The sequence below is a fragment of the Streptomyces sp. NPDC029151 genome, from assembly GCF_055564315.1.
This window is the reverse complement of sequence record NZ_JBVHWQ010000003.1, coordinates 533,906-556,637: the sequence shown is the minus strand read 5'-3', so window position 1 is coordinate 556,637 and position 22,732 is coordinate 533,906. Positions and strand designations below refer to the sequence as shown.

The window sequence follows — 22,732 nt, the reverse complement described above, 5'->3', positions numbered from 1 at the left end:
CCCGGAGGAACGCCGTACGACCGTCGGGTGAACGGCCGGCGTCCGCCGCTCATCGGCTCCCGCCGGTCCCTGATGGCGGCCGGTCAGGAGCCCAGCGGCTCGGTTGCGCCGGGCCGCGCCGAGGCCAGTGCCGTCGCGGGATCGGGATCCGCCCCGGCCGCCGGCACCCACTGGTCTCCCTCCTCGCGGTACGGCCACCAGTGACCCTCACCGTCGAGCCTCAGCTGAACGCCTTCCTCCACAACGGTCCACCGGTTGCCGCCGCGGTGGAACACCGGCCGCTCGTCCGCCTCCCAGGCCCCTTCCAGAGCCGCACGCGCGCGTGCGAGTGCCACGCCCTCCACCTCCCGCTCCTCGTCGAGCACGGCCAGCGCCGCCGCACCCCCGAGCCGCCAGGCGCGCACGGCCGCCGAGAGCCCGCCAGGGCCACGTCCCGACCCGGCGGCGAGCCGCTCGACGGCGCCGGCGGGAGCCGGCCCGCAGGCCAGTCGTACGGCGTCCTGAGCGACCGTCAGGCCGTCCTCCGCCTGCGCGCCGCCGCCCAGGATCACGGCCAGCAGCCGGGAGGCCTCCACGGCGGTACGGCCGGCCAGGTGCTCCAGCGCCGCGGCGTCGATTCCGGGCGCCGCGACGGAGCCGGTGGTGAGGGACGGCGGCGTGCCGGGTGCCCGCGCAGGCCCGGGCACCTCGGGCAGCGGCGGCAGGATGCCGGCAGCCGCCCACGCCTCGGCCGCGTCCACTCCGGCGGCCGCGGGTGCCACTGCGGACGGCCCGGCGGTGCCGCGCACGTGCAGCTCGGTCAGGAAGACGTCTTCCTCCCGCCCCCGCAACAGCAGCAGCAGAAACGGATCCTCGTCCAGCAACCGGGCCACCTGGTGACACAGCGCCGCCGTGTGTCCGCAGTGGTCCCAGGCCTCGCAGTCGCACTCCGGTTCCAGCTCGCCGAGACCCGGCAGGAGTTCGATCCCGGCCAGTGCCGCGTCCTCGATCAGATGGGGCGGAAGCTCCCGGTCGAGCAGCGCGGCCATGTGTCCGGACCGCTCCACCACGAGATCCTGGAACCGCGCCCACGCCCCGTCGGACAGCTCCGGCAGCAGGACGTCGGCCCGGTGGGCCGCGCCTGCGGGGTCGCGTACGACGGCCGTGACCCGGCCGGGCCGCACGGTCACCGCGCCGACACCGCCCGCGCGCGCGAGCCGGCGTCCCGCCTTGACCACCGCCGTTTCCAGGGCCGCGTCCTCCAGCGCCTGCAGCCAGGCACGCCCCCACCAGCTCTGCGCGAAGGCCCGCCCGCGCGCGGGCGGCAGCGCGGCGAACGTCCGCTGCGCCCGGCCGTCCCCGGCATGGTCCCCGTCGTGGTCGTGAGTCATCGTGCCTCCCCGCGCAGTTCCACCAGTGCGGCCAGTTCCTCGTTCGACAGCTCGGTCAGAGCCGCCTCGCCGGTGCCGAGCACGGCGTCGGCCAGCTCCCGCTTGCGGCCCAGCATCTCCGCGATGCGGTCCTCCAGGGTCCCCTCCGTGATCAGCCGGTGCACCTGGACCGGTCGGGTCTGCCCGATGCGGTACGCGCGGTCGGTGGCCTGTGCCTCCACCGCCGGGTTCCACCAGCGGTCGTAGTGCACGACGTGCTCGGCGCGGGTGAGGTTGAGGCCCGTTCCCGCGGCCTTCAGCGACAGCAGGAACACCGGCGCCTCGCCCGCCTGGAAGCGCCGTACCAGGGCCTCCCGCTGGGCGACCGGGGTTCCGCCGTGCAGAAGGAGGGACGACACCCCCCGCGCCCCCAGATGCCGTTCGAGCAGCCGGGCCATGCGCACGTACTGGGTGAAGACCAGCACCCCCGAACCCTCCGCGAGAATGGTGCCGAGGAGTTCGTCCAGCAGCTCCAGCTTGCCCGAGCGCCCCGCGAGCCGCGGATCCTCCTCCTTCAGGAACTGCGCCGGGTGGTTGCAGATCTGCTTCAGGCCGGTCAGCAGCCTCACGATCAGGCCCCGGCGTGCCATGTCGTCGGCGGTCGCGATCCGGTCCAGCGTCTCGCGCACCAAGGCCTCGTACAAACCCGCCTGTTCGGACGTGAGCGCCACCGGGTGATCGGTTTCGGTCTTCGGCGGAAGCTCGGGGGCGATGCCCGGATCGGACTTGCGCCGACGCAGCAGAAACGGTCCGACGAGCCGGGCGAGCCGTCGTGCTGCGGCGGGGTCCCGGCCGCCCTCGACGGGCTGTGCGTAGCGCGCGCGGAAGCCGCCGAGGCCGCCGAGCAGGCCCGGGGTCGTCCAGTCGAGGATCGCCCACAGCTCCGTGAGATTGTTCTCCACCGGAGTACCGGTGAGCGCCACGCGCGCGCGTGAGCCGATCGTGCGCAGAGCCCGTGCGGTCGCGGAGTAAGGGTTCTTCACGTGCTGGGCCTCGTCGGCCACGATCATCCCCCACGACACACCGGCCAGCTCCACGGCATCCATGCGCATCGTCCCGTACGTCGTGAGGACGAACTCCCCCTCCGAGGGAGACCCGAGCGTGCGCCCCGCTCCGTGGAACCGGCGCACCGGCGTGCCGGGAGCGAACCGCTCGATCTCGCGCTGCTAGTTGCCGAGCAGCGAAGCCGGGCAGACGACGAGCGTGGGTCCGGCCGCCCGGGCGTCCGTCTGCCGGTGCAGATGCAGGGCGATCAAGGTGATCGTCTTGCCGAGACCCATGTCGTCGGCCAGGCAGCAGCCCAGGCCGAGGGATGTGGTCCGGGCCAGCCAGTCGAGGCCCCGCAGCTGGTAGTCCCGCAGGGTCGCGGCCAGGCCGGGCGGCTGCCCGACAGGGTCCGCCGGCTCGTCCGCCGTGAGCCGTTCCCGCAGGGCCGCCAGCCAGCCCGTGGGCCGTACGTCCACCTGTCGGCCGTCGACCTCCGCCGAGCCCGTCAGCGCCGCGGCCAGCGCCTCGACGGGAGCGAGGGTGCGGTTCCGCTCCGACCGTGCGCGCTCCGCCTCCCGCGGATCGACCAGGACCCACCCGTCGCGCAGCCGCACCAGAGGACGCTTGGCCTCCGCCAGCCGGTCCAGCTCGTCCCGGGACAACTCCCGCCCGCCCAGGTCGAACCACCAGCGCAACGAGACCCCCGCGTCCGCGGAGAGGTACGACGGTGCGGTCGCCGCACCGGGCGAGGCGGTGCCGTCGTCCGGTGGGCCGACGGCCGCGTGCGCGGTCAGGCCGCGCGCCAGGTGCTTCGGCCAGTGCACATCGACTCCCACGGCGGCCAGCGCCCGCGCGCCCTCGCCCAGCAGGTCGGCCAGTTCTTCGTCGGCCAAGTCCATGGCGTCGGGCACGGCGGCGGACAGCACAGGCGCCAACGGCGGCCAGGCCCGGGCGGCGCGGCGCAGCGCCAGCAACGCGTCCGCACGCGCACGTGGAGCGGACGCCACGTGCCCGGCCTCCGCACCGGTCCACAGGCCGGCGGCATCCAGGACGTCCCCCGAACCGCTCTGGCCGTGCACCTGGAGCACAGCGCGGAAGCGGACCGGGGAGCCGTCCCCGGGCGCGACGTCGTCGAGACCGGAGGCCTCCACGCGCAGCGACAGCCGCACCCCCGCGTCATGGCCGGCGGCGATGTCGTCGGCCCACGCCCGAAGCGCCGGCAGACGCTGCGGCTCGGGCGCCGCGTACGCGGGACCGCCGGTCAGCAGCGGGGCGGCCGGGGAGCGGGGGAGTACGTCGGCGACCGCGTCGAGGAAGGCACGCAGCAGCCGCTCCGGGTCGGGCATCAGCAGCGGCCCGTCTCCCGGGAGCGGCACCGCGTGCGCCTCCGGGGGCATGGCCGCGGCGAGCTCCCTGACCAGCTCCGCGTCCTCGGCGGACAGCGGGCCCACGCGCCAGGCGTCGTGGTCGCCCGTGGACAGGTCGGGCAGGAGCAGACCTCGCGCCAGGAAGGCCAGGGCCAGTTCGTACGCGGTCCGTCAGAAGGCCGCGGCCCGGTGCTCTCCCGGCAGCGCACGCGCGCGCGTGAGTACCGGAAGCGCACTGCGGACGGGGAGCAGGAGCACAGGCAGCGGGACGCGTTCGACGCCGCCGTCCGCAGCGGGCACCGCGAACTCCAGATCGGCCAGTGAGCCGCCCGCGCATACGGGGGGTGTTCCGCCGTCCGGCCTCCAGAAACCGATCCGGCCCGCCCGCGCCGGGTCGGACGGCAGGAAGACGACGGAGCAGCGGGCCAGTTCGGACGGGTCGGAGGGTGGTGCCGTGGGAATGGTCTGCACTGCTCTACCGCACTCCTCAAATTTGACTACCTGACCGGAGTCGCCGAGGGTACAGCACGAACTTCCCTGTTGCGGCCGCGCGTTGTGACCGAGCGAGGGGGGCACGGACGGACGCCCGGCTTCCGGGTGCCTGGGACCGCGGTCCGGACGGTGCGGTGGTGGTCGTTCCCCGCGACCGGCGCAGGCGGAATCCTCCGGGTCCACCGTCACCGTCACCGGCGCCCTGGGCCGGTCCCCGGAGCGCCGGCGCATCGCAGCCGGTGCCCCCGGCCGTGCACCTCCGTGACCTGGCCCCGCCGCCGGTCTCGTCCCTCGGGCGGAACCACTAGGGGCAGGCCTCAGGGATGTCTCAGGGCGGGAACGTGGAACCGCGGCCGACGGGAGGCCGTTCTCAGATCAGGAAGCGGCGGCGGCCGCGAAGGAGGCGACGCTCATGTCCATGAATCCCAGAATCGTCGCAGGAGGCGCGGCCGTCGGGCTGATCCTGCTGATATGGCTGACCGGGTGGATGGCCTTCCTGCTCGTCGTGGGAGTCCCGCTCGTGGCGTACCTCGCCCTGGACTCCTCACAGCGCCGTCGGCTGCGCCGGGTCGGACGCAAGCGGATAGGCCGCTGAGGCGCCGGCCCGGAGCGCGCGGGCCGGCCGGGCGGGCGACGCGGACCGCGCCGCGCCCTGTGGTGCGACGCCGCGCGTCACGGCTCGGGAGCGGCACGGGAGGCTTCGTTCGGTCGCTCCGGCTCACAGAGGCCGGACGGCCAGCTTGTCGAGCGCGTCCAGCAGTCCCGGCAGCTCGGGGCCCCTGCCCACCGGCAGGACCTCGCCGGGTTCCTCGTCGAGCAGGACGAACGCGATGTCGTCGGTGCGGGCCACGATCGACCAGCCGGGACCGTCGGCGCGCAGGGTGCGAGCCTCGCCCGGGGCGAACGACGAGCGCACCCGGCCGAGCGGCGGAGGCGAGTCGACGTAGGAGCGCGCCTCCGCGAGCACCCGGCGGACACCGCTGTGGCCGCCGGACGAAGCGCGTTCGGCGCCCTCCGCGCCCCGCGCTGCGGCCCCGGCGCCCTGCACGGCCTTCACCGGCTCGCCCGGCGCGGGGAAGTCGGCGTCATTGATCTGCTCCCGCCACGCCGCCCACTGCAACTCGATCTCGTCGGCGCCCAGCCGGCGCTGGGCCGGTCCCCAGGACGCGGTGTCCGGAGGGCTCAGCGCCGGCCGGTCCGCCGCCTCGGCAGGCGGGTCGTGCGGAGCGGGTACGCCCGGTGCCGCCACGGCGACGGCCAGGGGCCACCCCGGCAGGGCGGTCACGACCGCGCTCTCGTCCGGCGACAGCTCGTACTCCATGCCGCAGTCCCAGGAGGCGATCGCCACGGCGACCAGCGAGACGTCGTCGATGACGACCGTCCAGCGGGCGCCGTCCCCGTCCTGGCCCAGCACCAGGCCGTACCCGTCGGCGCGCGGCGCGAGGTTCAGCGCGGCGCACGCCTCCGGGTAGTCGTCGCCCAGCACGCTCGGAAACTGCGCCGGCGTCAGCAGCACCGCCGTCAGCACGTACAGCGCATCGTCCGCGGCGGCGACGGCCTCATCGTCCGTCCCGGCCATCCCTGCCTCCCCAGTGGTCGTCCATCGGCGCGCACCCTAGTGCGAGCGGAACCCCCTTGTCACGACTGCGCGCGCCACGCGGAGCTGCAGGTTTCCACCTGGACAGGGGCGAAACGGCCACATCTGGAGAGGAAAGTTCCGCTCATACGGCGGGCAGTCCGAGAAGGGCTCGGGCGACCTCGTCGGGCGACTCGTCCCGCTGCCGGGCCAGCGCCACCACCGCCCGGCAGGCCAGTTCGCTCACGCCGAAGGAGAGCGCCTCCGGCGACACCCAGGCCGCCGCTTCCTCCATCCGGTCCTGGTCGTCCTCCGCCCGGGCGGCCACGTAGACCGCCGCGGCTTCGAACAGGTTGTGCGCGCGCCGCTCCGGAGCACCCTCGGGGCGTGCGGGTTCGGAGGTGCGGAGCCTGCCCGCGTACCTGCGGATCGTGTCGAACACACGGATCACCTTCTCCCCGGACGAAGTCACCACTGATCGCTCATCTGCTGCCTCCCAACGTAGAGTTGGAGATCCGGTATCAGAAGGGGGACGACGCGGTGAAGCGGTTCGAGCAGCTGGACCGGATCCGCCGGCTGGACCCGGTGGCGGACGCGCTGGAGATCTACCGGATCAGCGTGACGTACGAGTTCCCCTGGGACTACACCCGCGCCCTGGAACTGGCCCTGTACCGCACCTACGCGGTGCCCGGCATCGGCCGGCTGCTCGCGCGGACGGCCGAGCTGACCGAACGCACGCAGAAGCGGTACGACGACACCGTGCTGCTCCTCGACACCGTCATGGAACACGGCTTCACCGCGGAGCAGGGGCGCACCGCCATCCGCCGTATCAACCAGATGCACCGCAGCTACGACATCAGCGACGACGACATGCGGTACGTGCTGAGCACGTTCGTGGTGATGCCCCGGCGCTGGATCGACACCTACGGCTGGCGTCGGCTGTCCCGGCTGTCCCGGCACGAGATCGTGGCCACCACCGAGTACTACCGCACCCTGGGCCGGCACATGGGCATCCCGGACATTCCCCGCACCTACGAGGAGTTCGAGGCCCTGCTCGACAGCTACGAGGAAGCGCACTTCGGCTGGGACGAGGAGGCCCGGCGGGTCTCCGACGCCACCCTGGACCTGATGGCGTCCTGGTACCCGCGCCCGCTCGCCCCGGTACTGCGGGCGGCGACGCTCGCCCTGCTCGACGAGCCGCTGCTGCGCGCGTTCCGCTATCCGCGCCCCGGTGCCGCCACCTCCGCGCTGGTGCGCCGCGCCGTACGGGCGCGGGGCCGGCTTGTCCGGCTGCTGCCGCCGCGCCGCAGCCCGCACTTCGCCCGCCAGAACTGGGAGATCAAGGGCTACCCGAACGGCTACCGCGTCGCCGACCTGGGCACCCGCCCCGTGCCCGGGCTGCGCGGCTGCCCGGTGCGGCACCGGGGCGCCTCAGCGGCCGACCCCGTCGAGTGACGCCAGGGTGTCGCGCAGCCAGGCCAGTTCGGCCCGGCTCGTGGCGCGCGCGATGGTGAGGACACCGCGCCGGAACGGATCGTCCAGCTCCTCGGCGGAAAGCGGCCGGTCGCCCTCGTAGAAGAAGCTCGCCGGCTCCTCCAGGAAGGCCAGCCGGCGGCGCAGCACGGCCGCCTGCGCGGCGGGGTCCGCCAGGTGCCGCAGGAACGCCAGCAGTGTGAACCAGTGGTTCTCGTCGGTGATCTCGCGCTGTGCGGGCTCGGCCAGCCGGCGCTTCAACTCACGCCCGCCCTCCTCGGTCAGTCGCAGCACATGGCGCGGCGCGGCCACGGCACCGGGCTCGGTCGCCCGCACCAGCAGGCCGGCCTTCTCCAGCCGCTTGATCGCCGGGTACAGCGTGCTCTCGGCGACGGGGCGCACATGCCCGGTGAGCGCCGCGATGTGGCGCCGCAGGACGTAACCGTGCAGCGGGGCGTCGTACAGGAAACCGAGGATGGCAAGTTCGAGCATGCCCGCATTGTTCAACAGAGGTACCCCGTGGCACCAATACCGCCTTGACGGAATACCTCGGAATCGATGTATTGTGCGGCGTCGCCGAGCACAAGGAGGGGCGCGATGCGTCAGGCCGCGTTCGACAGCAGGGGGAGCCACATCCGCTGGACCGAGGTGCCCGGGGCGGAACCCGCCCGGGTGTATCTGCACGGACTGGGGTCGATGTCCGCCGTGTACCACGCGCACATCGCCGCCCGGCCGGAACTCGTGGGCCGGCGCAGCCTCTTCGTGGACCTGCCCGGTCACGGCACGAGCGACCGGCCCCAGGACTTCGGATACACACTGGAGGAGCACGCCGACGCGGTCGCGGCCGCCATGGACGCGGCCGGAGTCGCCGGTGCCGAACTGATCGCGCACAGCATGGGCGGCGCGGTGGCCGTGGTTCTCGCCCACCGGCGGCCCGGCCTCGTCTCCCGGCTGGTGCTGACGGAGGCCAACCTGGACGCCTTTCCGCCGTCGACCGCCGCCAGCAGCGGAATCGCCGCCCATGGAGAGGACGAGTTCGTCGAGAAGGAGTACGCGCGCGTGCTGGAGGCGGTCGGCCCCCTGTGGGCGGCGACCATGCGGCTGGCCGACCCGCGCGCCCTGCACCGCAGCGCCGTCGGTCTGCGCAAGGGCTCGGACCCTGTGATGCGCACGCTCCTGGAAGGGCTGCCCGTCGACCGCGTCTTCCTCCAGGGTGAGCACAGCGGCGCACTCGCGGGCCGCAAGCGCCTTGAAGCCGCCGGAGTGCGTGTGGTGACGGTGCCCGGCGCCGGACACAACGTCATGTTCGACAACCCCGGCGCCTTCGCGGCGGCCGTCGCCGGAACGGACTGACCCGGGCCCGCGGTCAGCCCTCGCGCACGGCGAGCGCGAGGAAGCGGGCGTCCTCGTCGACGTACGAGGTCATGCGCCAGCCCGCACGGGCCAGCAGCGGACCCAGGTTGGCCTCGGCTCGCAGGTCGTCGGGGGTGATGCGACGGCCCTGACGCGCGGCCAGCGCCGCGCGGCCGACGGGGTGGAAGAGCGCGAGCGCGCCGCTCGGCCGTACCACGCGGGCCAGTTCCCGCAGGTTGTCCTCCGGGCGCGGCAGGTGGGCGATCAGGCCGGCTGCGAACACGGCGTCCAGGCTCTCCGAGCGCAGCGGCAGCGCGGAGACGTCAGCGAGCAGCAGCCGCCCGTGGCGGTCCCTGCCCGCCCGTACGGCGGCCTGCAGCATGGCCGGGGTGAGATCGGCGCCCAGCACCACCCCGGAAGGCCCCACAGCGGTTCGCAGCGCGGACAGGGCGCGCCCCGTGCCGCAGCCCGCGTCCAGCACGCGGTCCCCCTTACGCAGCCGTAGGTCGGCCACCGCGGCCGCGTAAGCCGGGCCGTCGTCCGGGAACCGGGTGTCCCAGTCGGCGGCGCGTGCGGTGAAGAACTCCTGGACGTGTGTGTGGTCGTCGTTCATGTTCCGCATGATCCCTCACCGTCACGAGGGATGCCCCTGTGCGCATGTTCGAGCGGGACGCGATCGTTCCGTCGCAACTGCGCGCCATATTCCGGCAGTTTTCGAAATGTTCCCCCTTTGTGCGCCCGTGCCACCGCTAGCGTCCCGGGGCCATGGGACACCTGGACCACGCCGCCTTCGGCTGGCTGACCCCCGTGCTGTCATACGTGATGGCCTGCATAGGCGCCGCACTCGGACTGCGCTGCACCGTCCGCGCGCTCGCCGCCACCGGCCGCTCGCGCCGCAACTGGCTCGTCACCGCCGCCTCCGCGATCGGGACGGGCATCTGGACCATGCACTTCGTGGCCATGCTCGGCTTCCGCGTCAGCGGCAGCGAGATCCGCTACAACGTGCCGCTGACCATCCTCAGCCTCCTCGTCGCCATGGTCGTCGTCTGCGCAGGCGTCTTCGCCGTCGGCTACAGCCGCGACCGGGGCCGGGCACTCCTCCTCGGCGGGCTCACCACCGGACTGGGCGTGGCCAGCATGCACTACCTGGGCATGGCGGCGGTCCGACTGCACGGGGACGTCAGGTACGACCCCGTCCTCGTCGGACTGTCGGTACTGATCGCCGTGGTCGCGGCGACCGCGGCCCTGTGGGCCGGACTCAACATCAAGTCCCCCCTCGCGGTCACCCTCGCCTCCCTCGTCATGGGAGCGGCCGTCACCAGCATGCACTACACCGGAATGTTCGCGGTGAGCGTGCGTGTGGACCCCTCCGGCGACATCCTGCCCGGGGCCACGGCGATGCAGTTCATCTTCCCCCTCGCCGTCGGTCTCGGGTCCTACCTGTTCATCACCTCGGCCTTCGTCGCCCTCTCGCCCTCCGCCGACGAACGCGAGGCGTCCGCCTCCGCCCAGCGGCCCGTCGAGAGCGTCGCCCGCTAGCGGGGCCCCGGCCCCCAACGCACCGACCCCGTCCCGAGCGAGGAGGCCATGCGCCCACCCCGTACCCCCGAGCGAGCCGCCGCCCCGGAGCACCGTCCCCGCGGCCGCCGCGCACACGCCGGACCACCCGCCGACGAGGGCACCGACCAGCCGCTCCGCACACCGCCCGCCCCGGCACGCGCGCGTGGAGGCCGCCGGCACCTGCGACCGCGGACCGTGCGCGCCAAGGTGGTCAGCCTCCTGATGGTGCCCGTGGTCTCCCTCCTCGCCCTCTGGGCGTACGCCACCGTCAGCACCGCCCAGGACGTCGCGAGGCTGCGCCAGTCACAGCGGGTCGACGCCGAACTGCGCACCCCGGTGGCCGCCGCCGTCACCGCACTGCAGGCCGAGCGCACCGCGGCCGTGCGTTACGCCACCGACCCGCGCGCCGGGAACGACGGCGCCCTCGACGCCCTCGCGGCCCGCACCGACCGTGCCCTGGCCGCGCTCAGGCTCGGCCGCGACAACACGGTCGCCGACAGCCAGGAACTGCCCGCCGCCGTCTCCGGTCGCCTCGACGCCTTCGTCACCGGTGCCGAACGCCTCCGCACCCTGCGGGCAGCCGTGCGGGACCACAAGGCAGGCTGGGACGACACGTACACGCGCTACACGAAGAGCATCGCCGCCGCCTTCGCCGTCGACGGTGCCCTCACCGGCGTCCAGCAGGCGGACGTCGCCTCCGACGCGCGCGTGCTGCTCGAATTCTCCCGAGCCGCCGAGGCCCTGGCCCAGGAGGACGCGCTGCTGGGCAGCGCACGCACCGCGGGAGCCCTGCGGGGGGAGCGGCTACGGCTCTTCAGCGCCGCCGTGGCCACGCGCCGTACCCTCACCGACACCGCCGTCACCGACCTCCCCGCCGCCCAGCGCGCCGCCTGGCAGGGCCTGGCGCGCAGCGGGTCCACCGCCGACCTGGGCGCCGCCGAGGACAAGCTGCTCGCCGCGGGACCGGGTGCCCGGCCGGCCACCGCCGCACCGCAGGCCGCCTGGAGCGCCGCGCACGCGCGCGTACAGGACGGCATGCGGAACATCGCGGCGGCCACCGGCCGTGCCGTCGCCGGCCGTGCCGACCCGGTCGCTCGCGGTCTGCTCAGCCCCGCGGGCGCCGCCGTTCTCCTCGGCCTCGCAGCCGTCGTCGCCTCCCTCGTCATCTCCGTCCGCATCGGGCGGGCCCTGGTGGTCGAACTCGTGAGCCTGCGCAACGACGCCCTGGAGATCGCCCGCCGCAAACTCCCGGAGGCGATGCGGAAACTGCGTGCGGGAGAGGAGATCGACATCCAGGCCGAGGCGCCCGCCGGACCACCCGCCGAGGACGAGACCGCTCAGGTCGGGGAGGCCCTGACCACCGTGCACCGGGCGGCGCTCCGCGCGGCCGTGGAGCGCGCCGAACTGGCCAGCGGCATCTCCGGGGTCTTCGTGAACCTGGCCCGCCGCAGCCAGATCCTGGTCCATCGCCAGCTCAGCCTGCTGGACAGCATGGAGCGGCGCTCCGACGACCCGGACGAACTGAGCGATCTCTTCCGCCTGGACCACCTCACCACCCGGATGCGACGCCACGCCGAGAGCCTGATCATCCTCTCCGGCGCCGCACCCGGCCGGGCCTGGCGCATGCCGGTGTCGCTCACGAACGTCGTACGCGCCGCCGTCTCGGAGGTCGAGGACTACGCGCGCGTGGAAGTGCGCCAGTTCCCGGAGGCCCACGTCACCGGGGCGGCCGTCGCCGACCTCACCCACCTGCTCGCCGAACTCGTGGAGAACGCCGCACAGTTCTCGCCGCCCCACACGCGTGTGCGGGTCACCGGCGAACCGGTCGGCAACGGCTACGCCCTGGAGATCGAGGACCGGGGACTCGGTATGGGCGCCGAGACCCTCGCCGACGCCAACCGGCGCATCGAACAGTCCGAGGCACTCGACCTCTTCGACAGCGACCGGCTCGGACTCTTCGTGGTCAGCAGACTCGCCTCCCGGCACGACATCAAGGTGCACCTGCGGACGTCCCCGTACGGCGGCACCACCGCCGTGGTCCTGGTGCCGACCGCCCTGCTGCACAGCGGCTCGGCGGAACGTTCCCCGCGTGAAGGCGCCCAGGCCCGGCACGACCAGGAGCGGACCTACGCGCGCGTGCCCGGCACGGCCTCGCCCCAGGAGGCCGCCCTCGCCGCCACACGGCCGGACCGGCCCGCCCTGGCGGCCACCGCACCCTGCGCTCATGACACCGCGCAGCTCCCCGGCCCGCACGGCACCGCGCAGACCCCCGGCGCGCACGACACCGCGCAGACCCCCGGCGCGCACGACACCGCGCAGCCCACCGACACTCACGGCACAGGTACGGCAGCCGGCCCCCGGAGCACCCGGCCGTTTCCCGTCCGGGACGACACGGGCTCCGCGGACGGCCGCCGGGACTCCGCCCACGAACCCCCGCCGCCCGGTGTCACCGCCTTGCGCCCGCACCGCCCGTCCGACGACGCAGGCTCCTCCGACGACCTCCCGCGCCGGGTGCGTCAGGCGAGCCTCGCCCCCCAACTGCGCCTCCAGCGCGCCCAAGAGCCGGCGCCGCAGGCGGCCCGGCCCGGCGACGACCGGCGCACCCCCGAACTCGTCCGGGACCGCATGGCGGCATACCGCGACGGCTGGACGCGCGGCGGTGGCAGGCAGCCCGGCCGAGGGGCCGCCCCCCAACCCGAAACGGGCAGGCACAGCACCGAAGGAGACCCGGCATGATCCAGGACCCGAACCGGATGGACGGCCGGCGAGCCGGCGAACTGGACTGGCTGCTCGACGACCTGGTCACGCGCGTGCGCGAGGTACGTCACGCCGTCGTGCTGTCCAACGACGGCCTGGCGGTCGGTGCCTCGACCGGCCTCGCGCGGGAGGACGCCGAGCATCTCGCCGCCGTGGCATCCGGCTTCAACAGCCTCGCGAAGGGTGCCGGGCGGCACTTCGGAGCGGGCGGGGTCCGCCAGACGATGGTGGAGATGGACGACGCGTTCCTCTTCGTGGCCGCCGCCGGCGACGGCTCGTGCCTCGCCCTGCTCACCGCGGTCACGGCCGACATCGGGCTGGTCGCCTACGAGATGGCCCGCCTGGTCAAACGCGTCGGTGAGCACCTCTACACGCCACCGCGCGTCGCTGCGCAGCCACCCGCCGCCGGATGAGCCGGAAGACCGCACCGATGAACGAGAACCCGCCCGGAGGCCCCCGCGAGCCGGGCAGCCAGTGGTACGACGGCGAGGCCGGGCCACTGGTCCGTCCGTACGCCATGACCGGTGGCCGCACCCAGCCGGGGCCCTTGGGGGTGCGCTTCGACCTGATCGCGCTCGTCACCCTGGACCCCGCCGCACCGGCACTGGACGACGACACCGCGCTCGGCCCCGAGCACCGGACCCTGGTCGACCTGTGCCGCCCGGAGACCCAGTCCGTCGCCGAACTCGCCGCGGACGCGGACCTACCGGTCGGCGTCGTCAGGGTGCTCCTCGGAGACCTCCTGGAACTCGGCTGCGTCACCATCAGCCGGCCCGTGCCCCCGGCGCACCTGCCGGACGAGCGGATACTGCGCGAGGTCATCGCGGGATTGCGGGCGCTGTAGATGAACGTTCGGAAACCGACACCCAGTGTGCGCGAGCCGGTCGCATGCGATGCACTTCGGCCCAACTGCCCCGACGAGCCTCCCTGTCGCCATGCTCTTGGTGTCACTCCGGAGCACGCGGACGCCGGCCGCAACCGGCCCTCCCGAGAGAAGTGATCATGGTCTCCGAGCACTCCGACGCCTCCGGCGACTCCTCCGCCCTGGCGCTGAAGATACTGGTCGCCGGTGGTTTCGGCGTGGGCAAGACGACCCTGGTGGGAGCCGTCAGCGAGATCCGGCCACTGCGCACCGAGGAACTCCTCAGCGAAGCGGGCCAGTCGGTGGACGACACCGACGGCGTGGACCAGAAGGTCACCACGACCGTGGCCATGGACTTCGGCCGCATCACGATCCGCTCGGGCCTGTCGCTCTACCTCTTCGGCACCCCCGGACAGGACCGCTTCTGGTTCCTGTGGGACGAACTCGCCCAGGGAGCCCTCGGTGCCGTGGTCCTCGCGGACACCCGACGGCTGGAGGACTGCTTCCCCGCAGTGGACTACTTCGAGCACCGGCGCATCCCGTTCGTGGTGGCCGTCAACTGCTTCGCGGGAGCCCGCGGGTACGGCGCCCACGACGTCTTGCGGGCACTCGACCTCGACCACGGCACCCCCGTGGTGTTGTGCGACGCCCGCGACCGCGACTCCGGCAAGGAGGTACTGATCCGGCTGGTCGAGTACGCCGGAAGGATGCACACCGCCCGGCTCCGGGACTCGGTCGGCTGAGCCGGCCGCTCAGGCCGCGACGTCCCGCATGGCCAGCACGTGGTCGACGCTGACACGGACGAGGAGTTCACCCGGTACGCCGTTGCGGGCGCCGTACTCCTCGGCGTGCTCCTCGCCCATGTACCGGGCGGCGATGCGGGTCGCCCACAACCGTAGGTCGGCCAGGTCCTCCGACAGTCGGGCGCGCCCGTTCAGCACGGTGAAGTGGAACGGCGGACGGTCGTCGTCCACGCACAGCGCGACCCGGCCGTCCCGGGCCAGATTGCGCCCCTTCACCGTCTCCTTGCCGGTGGTGAACACCAGGTCGTCCCCGTCCAGAAGGAACCAGATCGGCGCCACGTGCGGGCTCCCGTCGGCGCGGACGGTGCACAGCTTGCCGGTGCGGGTGCCGTCCGAGACGAACGCCCGCCATTCCTCATCGGTCATCTTCTCTGCCATGGCCCCATCCTGCTTGCCCGCGCGCCGGTCGTGGGGAAGGCTGGCGGGGAGTTCCTCCAGCCAGGGGGAGACGTCACACGGGGAGACGGAGATGGTGCAGAACCAGGGTCTCGGCTGGCTCCTGGACGACCTGACCGAGCGGGTGGACCACGTGCGACACGCGCTGGTCCTGTCGAACGACGGGCTGGTCACCGCCGCGAGCACGGGCCTACGCCGGGAGGACGCCGAGCATCTGGCCGCCGTGGCGTCCGGACTGCACAGTCTGGCGAAGGGCTCCGGACGCCACTTCGGCGCCGGCCGGGTGCGCCAGACCATGATCGAGTACGACGACGCCGTGCTGTTCGTGACCGCGGCCGGCACCGGCAGCTGTCTGTGCGTGCTCAGCGGGGCGCAGACCGACATCGGTCAGATCGCCTACGAGATGACGCTGCTCGTCAACCGGGTCGGCGAACACCTCGGTGTCGACGTCAGGCAACCCGAGCGGAGTCGTCTGTCGGACGACGTCTGACCTGCGGCTTTTTCCGCTCCGGTCGAGTTTTCCACAGGCTGCCACGAGAGGCGACGGACCGGCTACGGTGTGTGCACGGCGAACGCACAGGGCGTGAGCCACGGACTCCACGGGGGAGTGCGACCATGTCGGCAGGCACCTTCGGACCATCCCGCCTCAGCACCTGCACGCCGAGCCGTGCCGCTCGCGAACTGGGACTCAAGCGCAGCGAGTTCGACCTCGCCGTGCACCTCGGCCGCATCCGGACCGTGCCCGACGAGGGCGGGGGAGGAGGCCGGCGCGTGGAGCGCGCGGAGATCGACCGTCTCCGCGCCCAGGACGGCTTCCCCGAATCCCTGCGCGAGCGGGTCCAGGTCGTCGGTACGGCCGAGGGCGCCGCCCTGATGGCCATCCCGGCCGGCCGGTTCAGCCGGCTCGCCCGCCTGGGCCTGCTCGTGCCGGTCATGTTCTACCTCAATCGCTACCGGGCGGTGGTCTGGCTCTATCTGGCGGAAGAACTGCGCCAGTTCGCGGGCGCGGCGGAGAACTCGCACCTGCTCAAGGGGCGTACGCCCGAGACCCTGCGGAGTCAGCTGCAGGCGGGCGTGGATCTACGGGCCCGCAACTGGCGCGGACGCCATCTCGGATTCCTGCTGCGGCAGGCCGAGGATCCGTGGGCCCGCGCCGGAGCCGTGGCCGCCCTCCTCGCGCCCGTCGAGGTCGCCGGCATCGTCAAGGACCCGTACGAGCGCGTCCACCTGAACCGGTTCCGGCCCGCGCCTCCCGGGCGCGGCGTTCCCGGTTCCCCCGCCGCGCATCTTGCCGAGCAGATCATGACGGCGCAGGACGCGGACGAGATCGGTTGGCTGCGCAGCGACCTGGCGCGCTCGGTCGAGGAGGCCCGCGAGGAGTCGGCCGCCCCGCGTCCGCCCGCCCACCGCGTACCGTCGGCGATCCGGACGCCGGCGCGGCCCGTCCCGCCGATGGCACGGACGGTCACCGGGCTGCTGGAAGAACCGCCGGCCGGCCGGCCCACGGGCGGGGCGACCCCGGAACCGGCAGCATGGTCCCCGGAGCCGGCCGCGCGGCCCGCGGGGCCGGAAGCACCGCCGCTGGAGTCGGCACCCCGGCTCCCGGAGCGGCCGATGCGGGGTGCCGACGTGCCGGCACGGGGACGGCGGTCGCCGGTACGTCCCCAGGAACCGACGACCCCGCTCCTGGGACTGCCGACACCGTCCGGGGAATCCACGGCCCCGCTCCCGCAGCCTGAGATGCGGACCGCGGAGTCGCCTGGCAGGCACCCCGGATGGGCGCTGCGGCATTCGCGGCCGCGCTCGCGGCGCCCCGGCGCCGTGACGCGACCGGCGACGCGCCCCGCCCCCCGGCAGCACGATCCGGCACAGCCCGCTCCACCGCGCGCGTCCCGTGGTCTGCGGTCGTGGCTGCGACGCAGAAGCCCACGCTCGGCAGGGCCGAGGGGGGCCTGAGCCCCCGCTCCCGGCCGCGGTCGGCGGCCGAGGGCACTACAGGGCCCTGAACAGGCCTTCCTGGACGACCGAGACGAGCAGCCACCCCTGCAGGTCGTAGATGCGCCCGCGGGCCAGCCCGCGCCCGCCCGTGGCGATCGGCGACTCCTGGTCGTACAGGAACCACTCATCCGCGCGGAACGGCCGGTGGAACCACATGGCGTGGTCCAGGGAGGCCATGTCGAAGCTCCGCGGTCCCCACAGCGGTTCCACCGGGATGCGCACCGCGTCCAGGAGGGTCATGTCACTGGCGTAGGTCAGCGCGCAGGTGTGTACCAGCGGGTCGTCACCGAGCGGTCCGACCGCGCGCATCCACACGGCGCTGCGCGGCTCGGCGCCGTCGATGTCCTCGGCGTCCCAGCGCAGCCGGTCGACGTACCGGATGTCGAACGGCTGGCGGCGCGCCATCCGCTCCAGCTGCTCCGGAAGCGCCCCGAGATGCTTGCGGATCTCCTCCGTGACCGTCGGCAGCGACTCGGGGTCCGGCACCTCGCGGGCCGGCGGCAGCTGGTGCTCGAACGGTCCTTCCTCAGGCTTGTGAAAGGAGGCGGTCAGATTGAAGATCGTGCGGCCCTGCTGCACCGCCGTGACCCGGCGCGTCGTGAAGGAGCGTCCGTCACGGACCCGTTCGACCTGGTACACGATCGGCACGCCCGGCCGGCCCGGGCGCAGGAAGTACGCGTGCAGTGAGTGCACCGGGCGCTCACCTTCCGTGGTGCGGCCGGCCGCGACCAGCGCCTGGCCGGCCACCTGGCCGCCGAAGACCCGCTGCAGGGACTCCTGCGGGCTGCGGCCACGGAAGATGTTGACCTCGATCTGCTCCAGGTCGAGCAGGTCGACCAGTCTCTCGGCCGGATTCGTCATCGGCGGGATTCTCCTCGGCTCACCACGGGTCGCGAACGGCTCACAGCTGGCCCACGTCGGTCACACGGACGACCGCGCGGCCCTCGGCGTCGGAGGCCGCGAGGTCGATCTCCGCGCTGATGCCCCAGTCGTGGTCGCCGTTCGGGTCGTCGAAGATCTGGCGGACCCGCCAGAGGCCGTTCTCCGGTTCCTGCTTGATGACGAGCAGCTTCGGGCCGCGGGCGTCGGGACCGGTGCCGAGATCGTCGTACTCGTCCCAGTACTTGTCCATCGCCTCGCCCCAGGCCTCGGCGTCCCAGCCGGCCTCGGCGTCCAGCTCGCCCAGCTCCTCGACCTGGTCCAGGGCGGCCAGCTCCACGCGGCGGAACATGGCGTTGCGGACCAGGACGCGGAAGGCGCGGGCGTTGGTGGTGACCGGCTTGACCTCGTCGGCCTTCTCCTGGGCCTCCTCGGCGGTCATCTCCTCCGGGTTGGCGAGCTGCTCCCACTCGTCCAGCAGGCTGGAGTCCACCTGGCGCACCATCTCGCCCAGCCACTCGATCAGGTCCTGCAGGTCCTCGGACTTCAGGTCGTCCGGGATGGTGTGGTCCAGCGTCTTGTAGGCGCTGGCGAGGTAGCGCAGCACGATGCCCTCGGTGCGGGCGAGCTCGTAGAAGGACACCAGTTCCGTGAAGGACAGCGCCCGCTCGTACATGTCCCGGATCACCGACTTCGGCGACAGCGGGTGGTCGCCGACCCACGGGTGGCTCTTGCGGTAGGTGTTGTACGCGTGGAAGAGCAGCTCTTCCAGCGGCTTCGGGTATGTGATGTCCTGGAGGCGCTCCATGCGCTCCTCGTACTCGACGCCGTCCGCCTTCATCGCGGCAACGGCCTCGCCGCGCGCCTTGTTCTGCTGGGCGACGAGGATCTGCCGCGGGTCGTCCAGGGTGGACTCGACCACGGAGACCATGTCGAGGGCGTAGGACGGCGACTCGGGATCGAGGAGTTCGAACGAGGCGAGGGCGAACGTGGACAGCGGCTGGTTCAGCGCGAAGTCCTGCTGGAGGTCGACCGTCAGCCGGACGATGCGGCCCTCGGCGTCCGGCTTGTCGAGCTTCTCGACGATCCCGCCGTCCAGCAGGGAACGGTAGATCGCGATCGCCCGGCGGATGTGCCTCAGCTGCTGCCTGCGCGGCTCGTGGTTGTCCTCCAAGAGGTGGCGCATCGCCTCGAACGCGTTGCCCGGGCGGGCGATCACCGACAGCAGCATCGTGTGCGTCACCCGGAACCGCGAGGTCAGCGGCTCCGGCTCCGACTCGATCAGCTTCTGGAAGGTGTTCTCCGTCCAGCCGACGAAGCCCTCCGGCGCCTTCTTGCGGACCACCTTGCGCCGCTTCTTGGGGTCGTCACCGGCCTTCGCCAGTGCCTTCTCGTTCTCGATGACGTGCTCCGGCGCCTGCGCGACCACGAGTCCCGCGGTGTCGAAACCGGCCCGGCCGGCCCGGCCCGCGATCTGGTGGAACTCCCGGGCCCGCAGGGTGCGCACCCGGCTGCCGTCGTACTTGGTGAGCGCCGTGAACAGCACCGTGCGAATGGGCACGTTGACGCCCACGCCGAGCGTGTCCGTGCCGCAGATGACCTTCAGCAGACCGGCCTGGGCGAGCTTCTCCACCAGCCGCCGGTACTTGGGCAGCATGCCGGCGTGGTGCACGCCGATGCCGTGCCGGACGTAGCGGGAGAGGTTCCGGCCGAACTTGGTGGTGAAGCGGAAGTTGCCGATCAGCTCGGCGATCTGGTCCTTCTCCTCGCGGGTGCACATGTTGATGCTCATCAGCGCCTGCGCCCGCTCCACGGCCTGCGCCTGCGTGAAGTGCACGATGTACACCGGGGCCTGCTTGGTCTCCAGCAGCTCGGTGAGCGTCTCGGTGAGCGGGGTCAGCTTGTACTCGTAGGAGAGGGGCACCGGGCGGGTCGCCGAGCGGACCACCGAGGTGGGGCGGCCGGTGCGGCGGGTGAGGTCCTTCTCGAAGAAGGACACATCGCCCAGAGTGGCCGACATCAGGATGAACTGCGCCTGCGGCAGCTCCAGCAACGGGATCTGCCAGGCCCACCCGCGGTCGCCCTCGGCGTAGAAGTGGAACTCGTCCATGACGACCTGGCCCACGTCCGCGTTCTTGCCGTCGCGCAGCGCGATGGAGGCCAGCACCTCGGCGGTGCAGCAGATCACCGGCGCGTCGGCGTTCACGGAGGCGTCACCGGTGAGCATGCCGACGTTCTCGGTGCCGAAGAGCTTGCACAGCTCGAAGAACTTCTCCGACACCAGGGCCTTGATCGGCGCCGTGTAGAAGGTGACCTCGTCCCGGGCCAGCGCGGCGAAGTGCGCCCCCGCGGCGATCATGCTCTTGCCGGAGCCGGTGGGCGTCGAGACGATCACGTTCGCCCCCGAGACCACCTCGATCAGCGCCTCCTCCTGGTGCGGATAGAGGGTGAGGCCGCGCTCCTGCGCCCAGGACTCGAAGGCCTCGTACAGGGCGTCGGGGTCGGCGGTCGGCGGCAGCTGATCGATGAGGGTCACGCCCCCATCTTGCCTGGCCTTCGGCCCGAGCGGGGAATCGGCTGCGGGTACGAAGATCACGACCGCTACGCTGTGTCGCCGACGCAGCGTCAGCGCACCGGGTCAACTGGACAGCGGCACACGAGGAATGGGGCGGAAAGCGGCCATGATGGGACCAGCACACTCACTGTCCGGGGCCGCGGCCTGGCTCGGCGTCGGAGCCGCCGCCGCGGCGGCCGGGCACCCGATGCCCTGGCCGGTCCTCCTCTCCGGTGCGCTGATCTGCGCCGGCGCCGCGCTCGCCCCGGACCTCGACCACAAGGCCGCCACCATCTCCCGGGCCTTCGGGCCGGTCTCCCGCTGGATCTGCGAGATCGTGGACAAGCTGTCCTACGCCGTCTACAAGGCGACCAGGAAGCAGGGCGACCCGCGCCGCTCCGGTGGCCACCGCACGCTGACGCACACCTGGGTATGGGCGGTCCTGATCGGCGCCGGCTGTTCCGCCGCGGCGATCACCGGGGGCCGCTGGGCCGTGCTGGCGATCCTTTTCGTGCACATGGTGCTCGCGATCGAAGGCCTGCTGTGGCGGGCGGCGCGGGGTTCCAGCAGCGATGTCCTGGTCTGGCTGCTGGCGGCGACCAGCGCCTGGATCCTCGCGGGGGTGCTGGACAAGCCGGGCAACGGTTCGGACTGGCTGTTCACCGCGCCGGGGCAGGAGTACGTGTGGCTCGGGCTGCCGATCGTGCTGGGCGCGCTGGTGCACGACATCGGGGACGCGTTGACCGTGTCCGGCTGCCCGATCCTGTGGCCGATCCCGGTGGGCCGCAAGCGCTGGTATCCGCTGGGGCCGCCGAAGGCGATGCGGTTCCGGGCGGGCAGCTGGGTCGAGCTGAAGGTGCTGATGCCGGTGTTCATGCTGCTCGGGGGAGTGGGCTGCGCCGCGGCGCTCAACGTGATCTGAGGAACACCGCGGGATCAGGTGGCCTCGCCCGCGTCCCCGGCGCCGTACCGGCGCTCGAAGCGGGCGATGCGGCCCTCGGTGTCGACCGTGCGGGCCTTGCCCGTGTAGAAGGGGTGGCTCTCCGAGGAGATCTCCACGTCGATCACCGGGTAGGTTTCCCCGTCGTCCCACTCGATGGTCTGCTCGCTCTGCGCGGTGGAACGGGTGAGGAACGCGTAGCCGGCGGCGCGGTCGCGGAAGACCACGGCGTGGTAGTCGGGGTGCTTGTCCTGCTGCATCGCGGCTCCTTGTTCTGGGCGGTCGGGACGGGCGGATCCGCTCGGTCCGGCTCAGCCGGGGAGGGAGTCCTCGTCGACGATGTGCATCGCTGCCTCCTCGGCGGAGGCGGCGGCACCGTCGATGCCGACGTCGGTGGCCACGAGGGCGGCCTCGTCGTCCTCGTGCGTGCCTTCGTCGGGGGCCACCAGCCGGCCGGAGCGGAAGTGCCCGACCTCGTTGTCGAGGGGTTCCCCGTCCGTGCCCTCACAGTCGCCGATGCCATCGCCGTCTGGCGCGTCGAGGTCCGGCAGCTCCTCGGCGAGCCGCTGGTCGAGGGTCTCGCCCGCCCGGCGTTCGGCCGCCGTCACACCGGTGTGTTCGACCGCCCAGGGCCGCTCGGGAGGGGACCAGCCGCGGTCGAGGGGGTCGGCGATGCCGTCGAAGTCCAGTGTGTCCTCGACGTCGAGCACCCCCGAGTCCTCCCGGATCTCCGAGGGATCGGGCTGGTAGACGTCGTCCCCCCAACCGTCGGCGCTGTCCACGACTACCTCCAGGTGGTGAGGACGGCCGGGTACCGCCCCAGCGGACGGCGGGCCGTCGGCACCCAGGGCACCGGGGCACTCGCCTGGAACCGCCGGCTCCCGGCGGCACCCCGAGCTGGTGCCGCTCTCCAGCCTTCCACCCCAGCTCGCCACCGCGCAACGCCACGGGTTCCGGCGCGGCAGGCCCCCCGGTCTGCTGCACCAGTCACAGCCAAGCAGTCCCTCGCCCCGGTGCAGGCTCCAGTCCGGCCCGGCGCCGGCAGTCGTCCGTGGGTTCCGGTGCAGCCGGCCCTCCGTCCTGCTGGACCGGCCAGAGTCAAGCAGTCCCTCGGCCCGTGCAGGCTCCAGTCCGGCCCGGCACCGGCAGCCGTCCGTGGGTCCCGGTGCAGCCGGCCCTCCGTCCTGCTGGACCAGTCACAGCCAAGCAGTCCCTCGCCCCGGTGCAGGCCCCAGTCCGGCCGGCACCGGCATCCGCCCGCGGGTTCCGGCGCGGCCCCGGAGGCACCCGGTGACCTGCCCTCGTCGGCACCGGCGTCCGGACCCA

20 protein-coding genes and 2 pseudogenes are annotated in these 22,732 nt (G+C 73.0%); 11 read left to right on the top strand and 11 right to left on the bottom strand.

What is annotated here, in order from left to right:
* Positions 1-83: 83 nt before the first annotated feature.
* Together ACZ4VF_RS15480 and ACZ4VF_RS15475 are read right to left on the bottom strand one after the other, a co-directional pair.
* Positions 84-1,370 carry an SWF or SNF family helicase gene (locus ACZ4VF_RS15480; RefSeq protein WP_467926299.1) on the bottom strand — a complete coding sequence of 429 codons (1,287 nt, stop codon included), beginning with the start codon at positions 1,368-1,370 and terminating at the stop codon, positions 84-86.
* A pseudogene (locus ACZ4VF_RS15475) lies at positions 1,367-4,234 on the bottom strand (DEAD/DEAH box helicase). Before ACZ4VF_RS15475 ends, ACZ4VF_RS15480 begins: the two are co-directional and overlap by 4 nt.
* Positions 4,235-4,667: 433 nt before the next feature.
* On the opposite strand from ACZ4VF_RS15475, the gene ACZ4VF_RS15470 reads away from it, so the two are divergent.
* Positions 4,668-4,850, top strand: a complete 183-nt coding sequence (locus ACZ4VF_RS15470) for a hypothetical protein (protein ID WP_467926298.1) — start codon at positions 4,668-4,670, stop codon at positions 4,848-4,850.
* A gap of 123 nt (positions 4,851-4,973) precedes the next feature.
* Here the strand turns inward: ACZ4VF_RS15470 and ACZ4VF_RS15465 are convergent, their stop codons facing one another.
* Together ACZ4VF_RS15465 and ACZ4VF_RS15460 are read right to left on the bottom strand one after the other, a co-directional pair.
* On the bottom strand, positions 4,974-5,834 hold the full coding sequence (locus tag ACZ4VF_RS15465) for a hypothetical protein (protein WP_467926296.1): 861 nt from the start codon (positions 5,832-5,834) through the stop codon (positions 4,974-4,976).
* 142 nt (positions 5,835-5,976) lie between these two features.
* On the bottom strand, positions 5,977-6,273 hold the full coding sequence (locus ACZ4VF_RS15460) for a hypothetical protein (protein WP_467926295.1): 297 nt from the start codon (positions 6,271-6,273) through the stop codon (positions 5,977-5,979).
* Between the two features lie 98 nt (positions 6,274-6,371).
* Here ACZ4VF_RS15460 and ACZ4VF_RS15455 point away from each other — a divergent pair, with 98 nt between their 5' ends.
* Positions 6,372-7,286 carry an oxygenase MpaB family protein gene (locus ACZ4VF_RS15455; protein ID WP_467926584.1) on the top strand — a complete coding sequence of 305 codons (915 nt, stop codon included), beginning with the start codon at positions 6,372-6,374 and terminating at the stop codon, positions 7,284-7,286.
* Here the strand turns inward: ACZ4VF_RS15455 and ACZ4VF_RS15450 are convergent.
* Positions 7,263-7,796 carry a PadR family transcriptional regulator gene (locus ACZ4VF_RS15450; RefSeq protein WP_467926294.1) on the bottom strand — a complete coding sequence of 178 codons (534 nt, stop codon included), beginning with the start codon at positions 7,794-7,796 and terminating at the stop codon, positions 7,263-7,265. The genes ACZ4VF_RS15455 and ACZ4VF_RS15450 overlap by 24 nt on opposite strands.
* 105 nt (positions 7,797-7,901) lie before the next feature.
* Here ACZ4VF_RS15450 and ACZ4VF_RS15445 point away from each other — a divergent pair, with 105 nt between their 5' ends.
* On the top strand, positions 7,902-8,657 hold the full coding sequence (locus tag ACZ4VF_RS15445; protein WP_467926292.1) for an alpha/beta fold hydrolase: 756 nt from the start codon (positions 7,902-7,904) through the stop codon (positions 8,655-8,657).
* 13 nt (positions 8,658-8,670) lie between these two features.
* On the opposite strand, the gene ACZ4VF_RS15440 is transcribed toward ACZ4VF_RS15445, so the two are convergent.
* Positions 8,671-9,270: a class I SAM-dependent methyltransferase gene (locus ACZ4VF_RS15440; RefSeq protein ID WP_467926291.1), complete on the bottom strand. Its 600-nt coding sequence runs from the start codon at positions 9,268-9,270 to the stop codon at positions 8,671-8,673.
* A 152-nt stretch (positions 9,271-9,422) separates the two neighbouring features.
* Between ACZ4VF_RS15440 and ACZ4VF_RS15435 the strand changes: the two genes are divergently transcribed.
* The 5 genes from ACZ4VF_RS15435 to ACZ4VF_RS15415 all read left to right on the top strand — a co-directional run bounded on the left by ACZ4VF_RS15435 (position 9,423) and on the right by ACZ4VF_RS15415 (position 14,579).
* Entirely contained in the window at positions 9,423-10,196 is a 774-nt protein-coding gene (locus ACZ4VF_RS15435; protein ID WP_467926290.1) for an MHYT domain-containing protein, read from the top strand.
* Positions 10,197-10,244: 48 nt separating this feature from the next.
* A complete protein-coding gene (locus ACZ4VF_RS15430; RefSeq protein ID WP_467926289.1) occupies positions 10,245-12,953 on the top strand; it encodes a nitrate- and nitrite sensing domain-containing protein in 2,709 nt (902 codons plus the stop codon).
* Positions 12,950-13,387 carry a roadblock/LC7 domain-containing protein gene (locus ACZ4VF_RS15425; protein ID WP_467926288.1) on the top strand — a complete coding sequence of 146 codons (438 nt, stop codon included), beginning with the start codon at positions 12,950-12,952 and terminating at the stop codon, positions 13,385-13,387. The genes ACZ4VF_RS15430 and ACZ4VF_RS15425 overlap by 4 nt, the downstream gene beginning before the upstream one ends.
* Positions 13,388-13,404: 17 nt before the next feature.
* Positions 13,405-13,818 (top strand): DUF742 domain-containing protein, encoded by a 414-nt coding sequence (locus tag ACZ4VF_RS15420; RefSeq protein WP_467926583.1) that lies wholly within the window; start codon positions 13,405-13,407, stop codon positions 13,816-13,818.
* Positions 13,819-13,976: 158 nt separating this feature from the next.
* On the top strand, positions 13,977-14,579 hold the full coding sequence (locus ACZ4VF_RS15415) for a GTP-binding protein (RefSeq protein ID WP_467926287.1): 603 nt from the start codon (positions 13,977-13,979) through the stop codon (positions 14,577-14,579).
* A gap of 9 nt (positions 14,580-14,588) precedes the next feature.
* Here ACZ4VF_RS15415 and ACZ4VF_RS15410 read toward each other — a convergent pair whose 3' ends face one another.
* Positions 14,589-15,017: a PPOX class F420-dependent oxidoreductase gene (locus ACZ4VF_RS15410; protein WP_467926286.1), complete on the bottom strand. Its 429-nt coding sequence runs from the start codon at positions 15,015-15,017 to the stop codon at positions 14,589-14,591.
* A 91-nt stretch (positions 15,018-15,108) separates the two neighbouring features.
* On the opposite strand from ACZ4VF_RS15410, the gene ACZ4VF_RS15405 reads away from it, so the two are divergent.
* Together ACZ4VF_RS15405 and ACZ4VF_RS15400 are read left to right on the top strand one after the other, a co-directional pair.
* Positions 15,109-15,525: a roadblock/LC7 domain-containing protein gene (locus ACZ4VF_RS15405; protein ID WP_467926285.1), complete on the top strand. Its 417-nt coding sequence runs from the start codon at positions 15,109-15,111 to the stop codon at positions 15,523-15,525.
* Between the two features lie 125 nt (positions 15,526-15,650).
* Positions 15,651-16,499 (top strand): annotated as a pseudogene (locus ACZ4VF_RS15400) (DUF6397 family protein); the annotation flags it as partial.
* Between the two features lie 528 nt (positions 16,500-17,027).
* On the opposite strand, the gene ACZ4VF_RS15395 reads toward ACZ4VF_RS15400, so the two are convergent.
* On the bottom strand, positions 17,028-17,894 hold the full coding sequence (locus tag ACZ4VF_RS15395; RefSeq protein WP_467926284.1) for an acyl-CoA thioesterase: 867 nt from the start codon (positions 17,892-17,894) through the stop codon (positions 17,028-17,030).
* 40 nt (positions 17,895-17,934) lie between these two features.
* Complete coding sequence (locus ACZ4VF_RS15390) at positions 17,935-20,448, bottom strand: DEAD/DEAH box helicase (RefSeq protein ID WP_467926282.1); 2,514 nt, start codon at positions 20,446-20,448, stop codon at positions 17,935-17,937.
* A 145-nt stretch (positions 20,449-20,593) separates the two neighbouring features.
* Here ACZ4VF_RS15390 and ACZ4VF_RS15385 point away from each other — a divergent pair, with 145 nt between their 5' ends.
* Positions 20,594-21,388 carry a metal-dependent hydrolase gene (locus ACZ4VF_RS15385; RefSeq protein ID WP_467926281.1) on the top strand — a complete coding sequence of 265 codons (795 nt, stop codon included), beginning with the start codon at positions 20,594-20,596 and terminating at the stop codon, positions 21,386-21,388.
* Positions 21,389-21,402: 14 nt separating this feature from the next.
* On the opposite strand, the gene ACZ4VF_RS15380 is transcribed toward ACZ4VF_RS15385, so the two are convergent.
* A complete protein-coding gene (locus tag ACZ4VF_RS15380; RefSeq protein ID WP_467926280.1) occupies positions 21,403-21,666 on the bottom strand; it encodes a type B 50S ribosomal protein L31 in 264 nt (87 codons plus the stop codon).
* A gap of 51 nt (positions 21,667-21,717) precedes the next feature.
* On the bottom strand, positions 21,718-22,188 hold the full coding sequence (locus ACZ4VF_RS15375) for a DUF5709 domain-containing protein (RefSeq protein WP_467926278.1): 471 nt from the start codon (positions 22,186-22,188) through the stop codon (positions 21,718-21,720).
* Positions 22,189-22,732 lie beyond the last annotated feature (544 nt).

Coding starts and splice junctions, on each gene's coding strand:
- ACZ4VF_RS15480 (WP_467926299.1), bottom strand. CDS start 1,370: ATGACTCACGACCACGACGGGGACCATGCCGGGGACGGCCGGGCGCAG.
- ACZ4VF_RS15470 (WP_467926298.1), top strand. CDS start 4,668: ATGTCCATGAATCCCAGAATCGTCGCAGGAGGCGCGGCCGTCGGGCTG.
- ACZ4VF_RS15465 (WP_467926296.1), bottom strand. CDS start 5,834: ATGGCCGGGACGGACGATGAGGCCGTCGCCGCCGCGGACGATGCGCTG.
- ACZ4VF_RS15450 (WP_467926294.1), bottom strand. CDS start 7,796: ATGCTCGAACTTGCCATCCTCGGTTTCCTGTACGACGCCCCGCTGCAC.
- ACZ4VF_RS15445 (WP_467926292.1), top strand. CDS start 7,902: ATGCGTCAGGCCGCGTTCGACAGCAGGGGGAGCCACATCCGCTGGACC.
- ACZ4VF_RS15440 (WP_467926291.1), bottom strand. CDS start 9,270: ATGAACGACGACCACACACACGTCCAGGAGTTCTTCACCGCACGCGCC.
- ACZ4VF_RS15435 (WP_467926290.1), top strand. CDS start 9,423: ATGGGACACCTGGACCACGCCGCCTTCGGCTGGCTGACCCCCGTGCTG.
- ACZ4VF_RS15430 (WP_467926289.1), top strand. CDS start 10,245: ATGCGCCCACCCCGTACCCCCGAGCGAGCCGCCGCCCCGGAGCACCGT.
- ACZ4VF_RS15425 (WP_467926288.1), top strand. CDS start 12,950: ATGATCCAGGACCCGAACCGGATGGACGGCCGGCGAGCCGGCGAACTG.
- ACZ4VF_RS15420 (WP_467926583.1), top strand. CDS start 13,405: ATGAACGAGAACCCGCCCGGAGGCCCCCGCGAGCCGGGCAGCCAGTGG.
- ACZ4VF_RS15415 (WP_467926287.1), top strand. CDS start 13,977: ATGGTCTCCGAGCACTCCGACGCCTCCGGCGACTCCTCCGCCCTGGCG.
- ACZ4VF_RS15410 (WP_467926286.1), bottom strand. CDS start 15,017: ATGGCAGAGAAGATGACCGATGAGGAATGGCGGGCGTTCGTCTCGGAC.
- ACZ4VF_RS15405 (WP_467926285.1), top strand. CDS start 15,109: ATGGTGCAGAACCAGGGTCTCGGCTGGCTCCTGGACGACCTGACCGAG.
- ACZ4VF_RS15395 (WP_467926284.1), bottom strand. CDS start 17,894: ATGACGAATCCGGCCGAGAGACTGGTCGACCTGCTCGACCTGGAGCAG.
- ACZ4VF_RS15385 (WP_467926281.1), top strand. CDS start 20,594: ATGATGGGACCAGCACACTCACTGTCCGGGGCCGCGGCCTGGCTCGGC.
- ACZ4VF_RS15380 (WP_467926280.1), bottom strand. CDS start 21,666: ATGCAGCAGGACAAGCACCCCGACTACCACGCCGTGGTCTTCCGCGAC.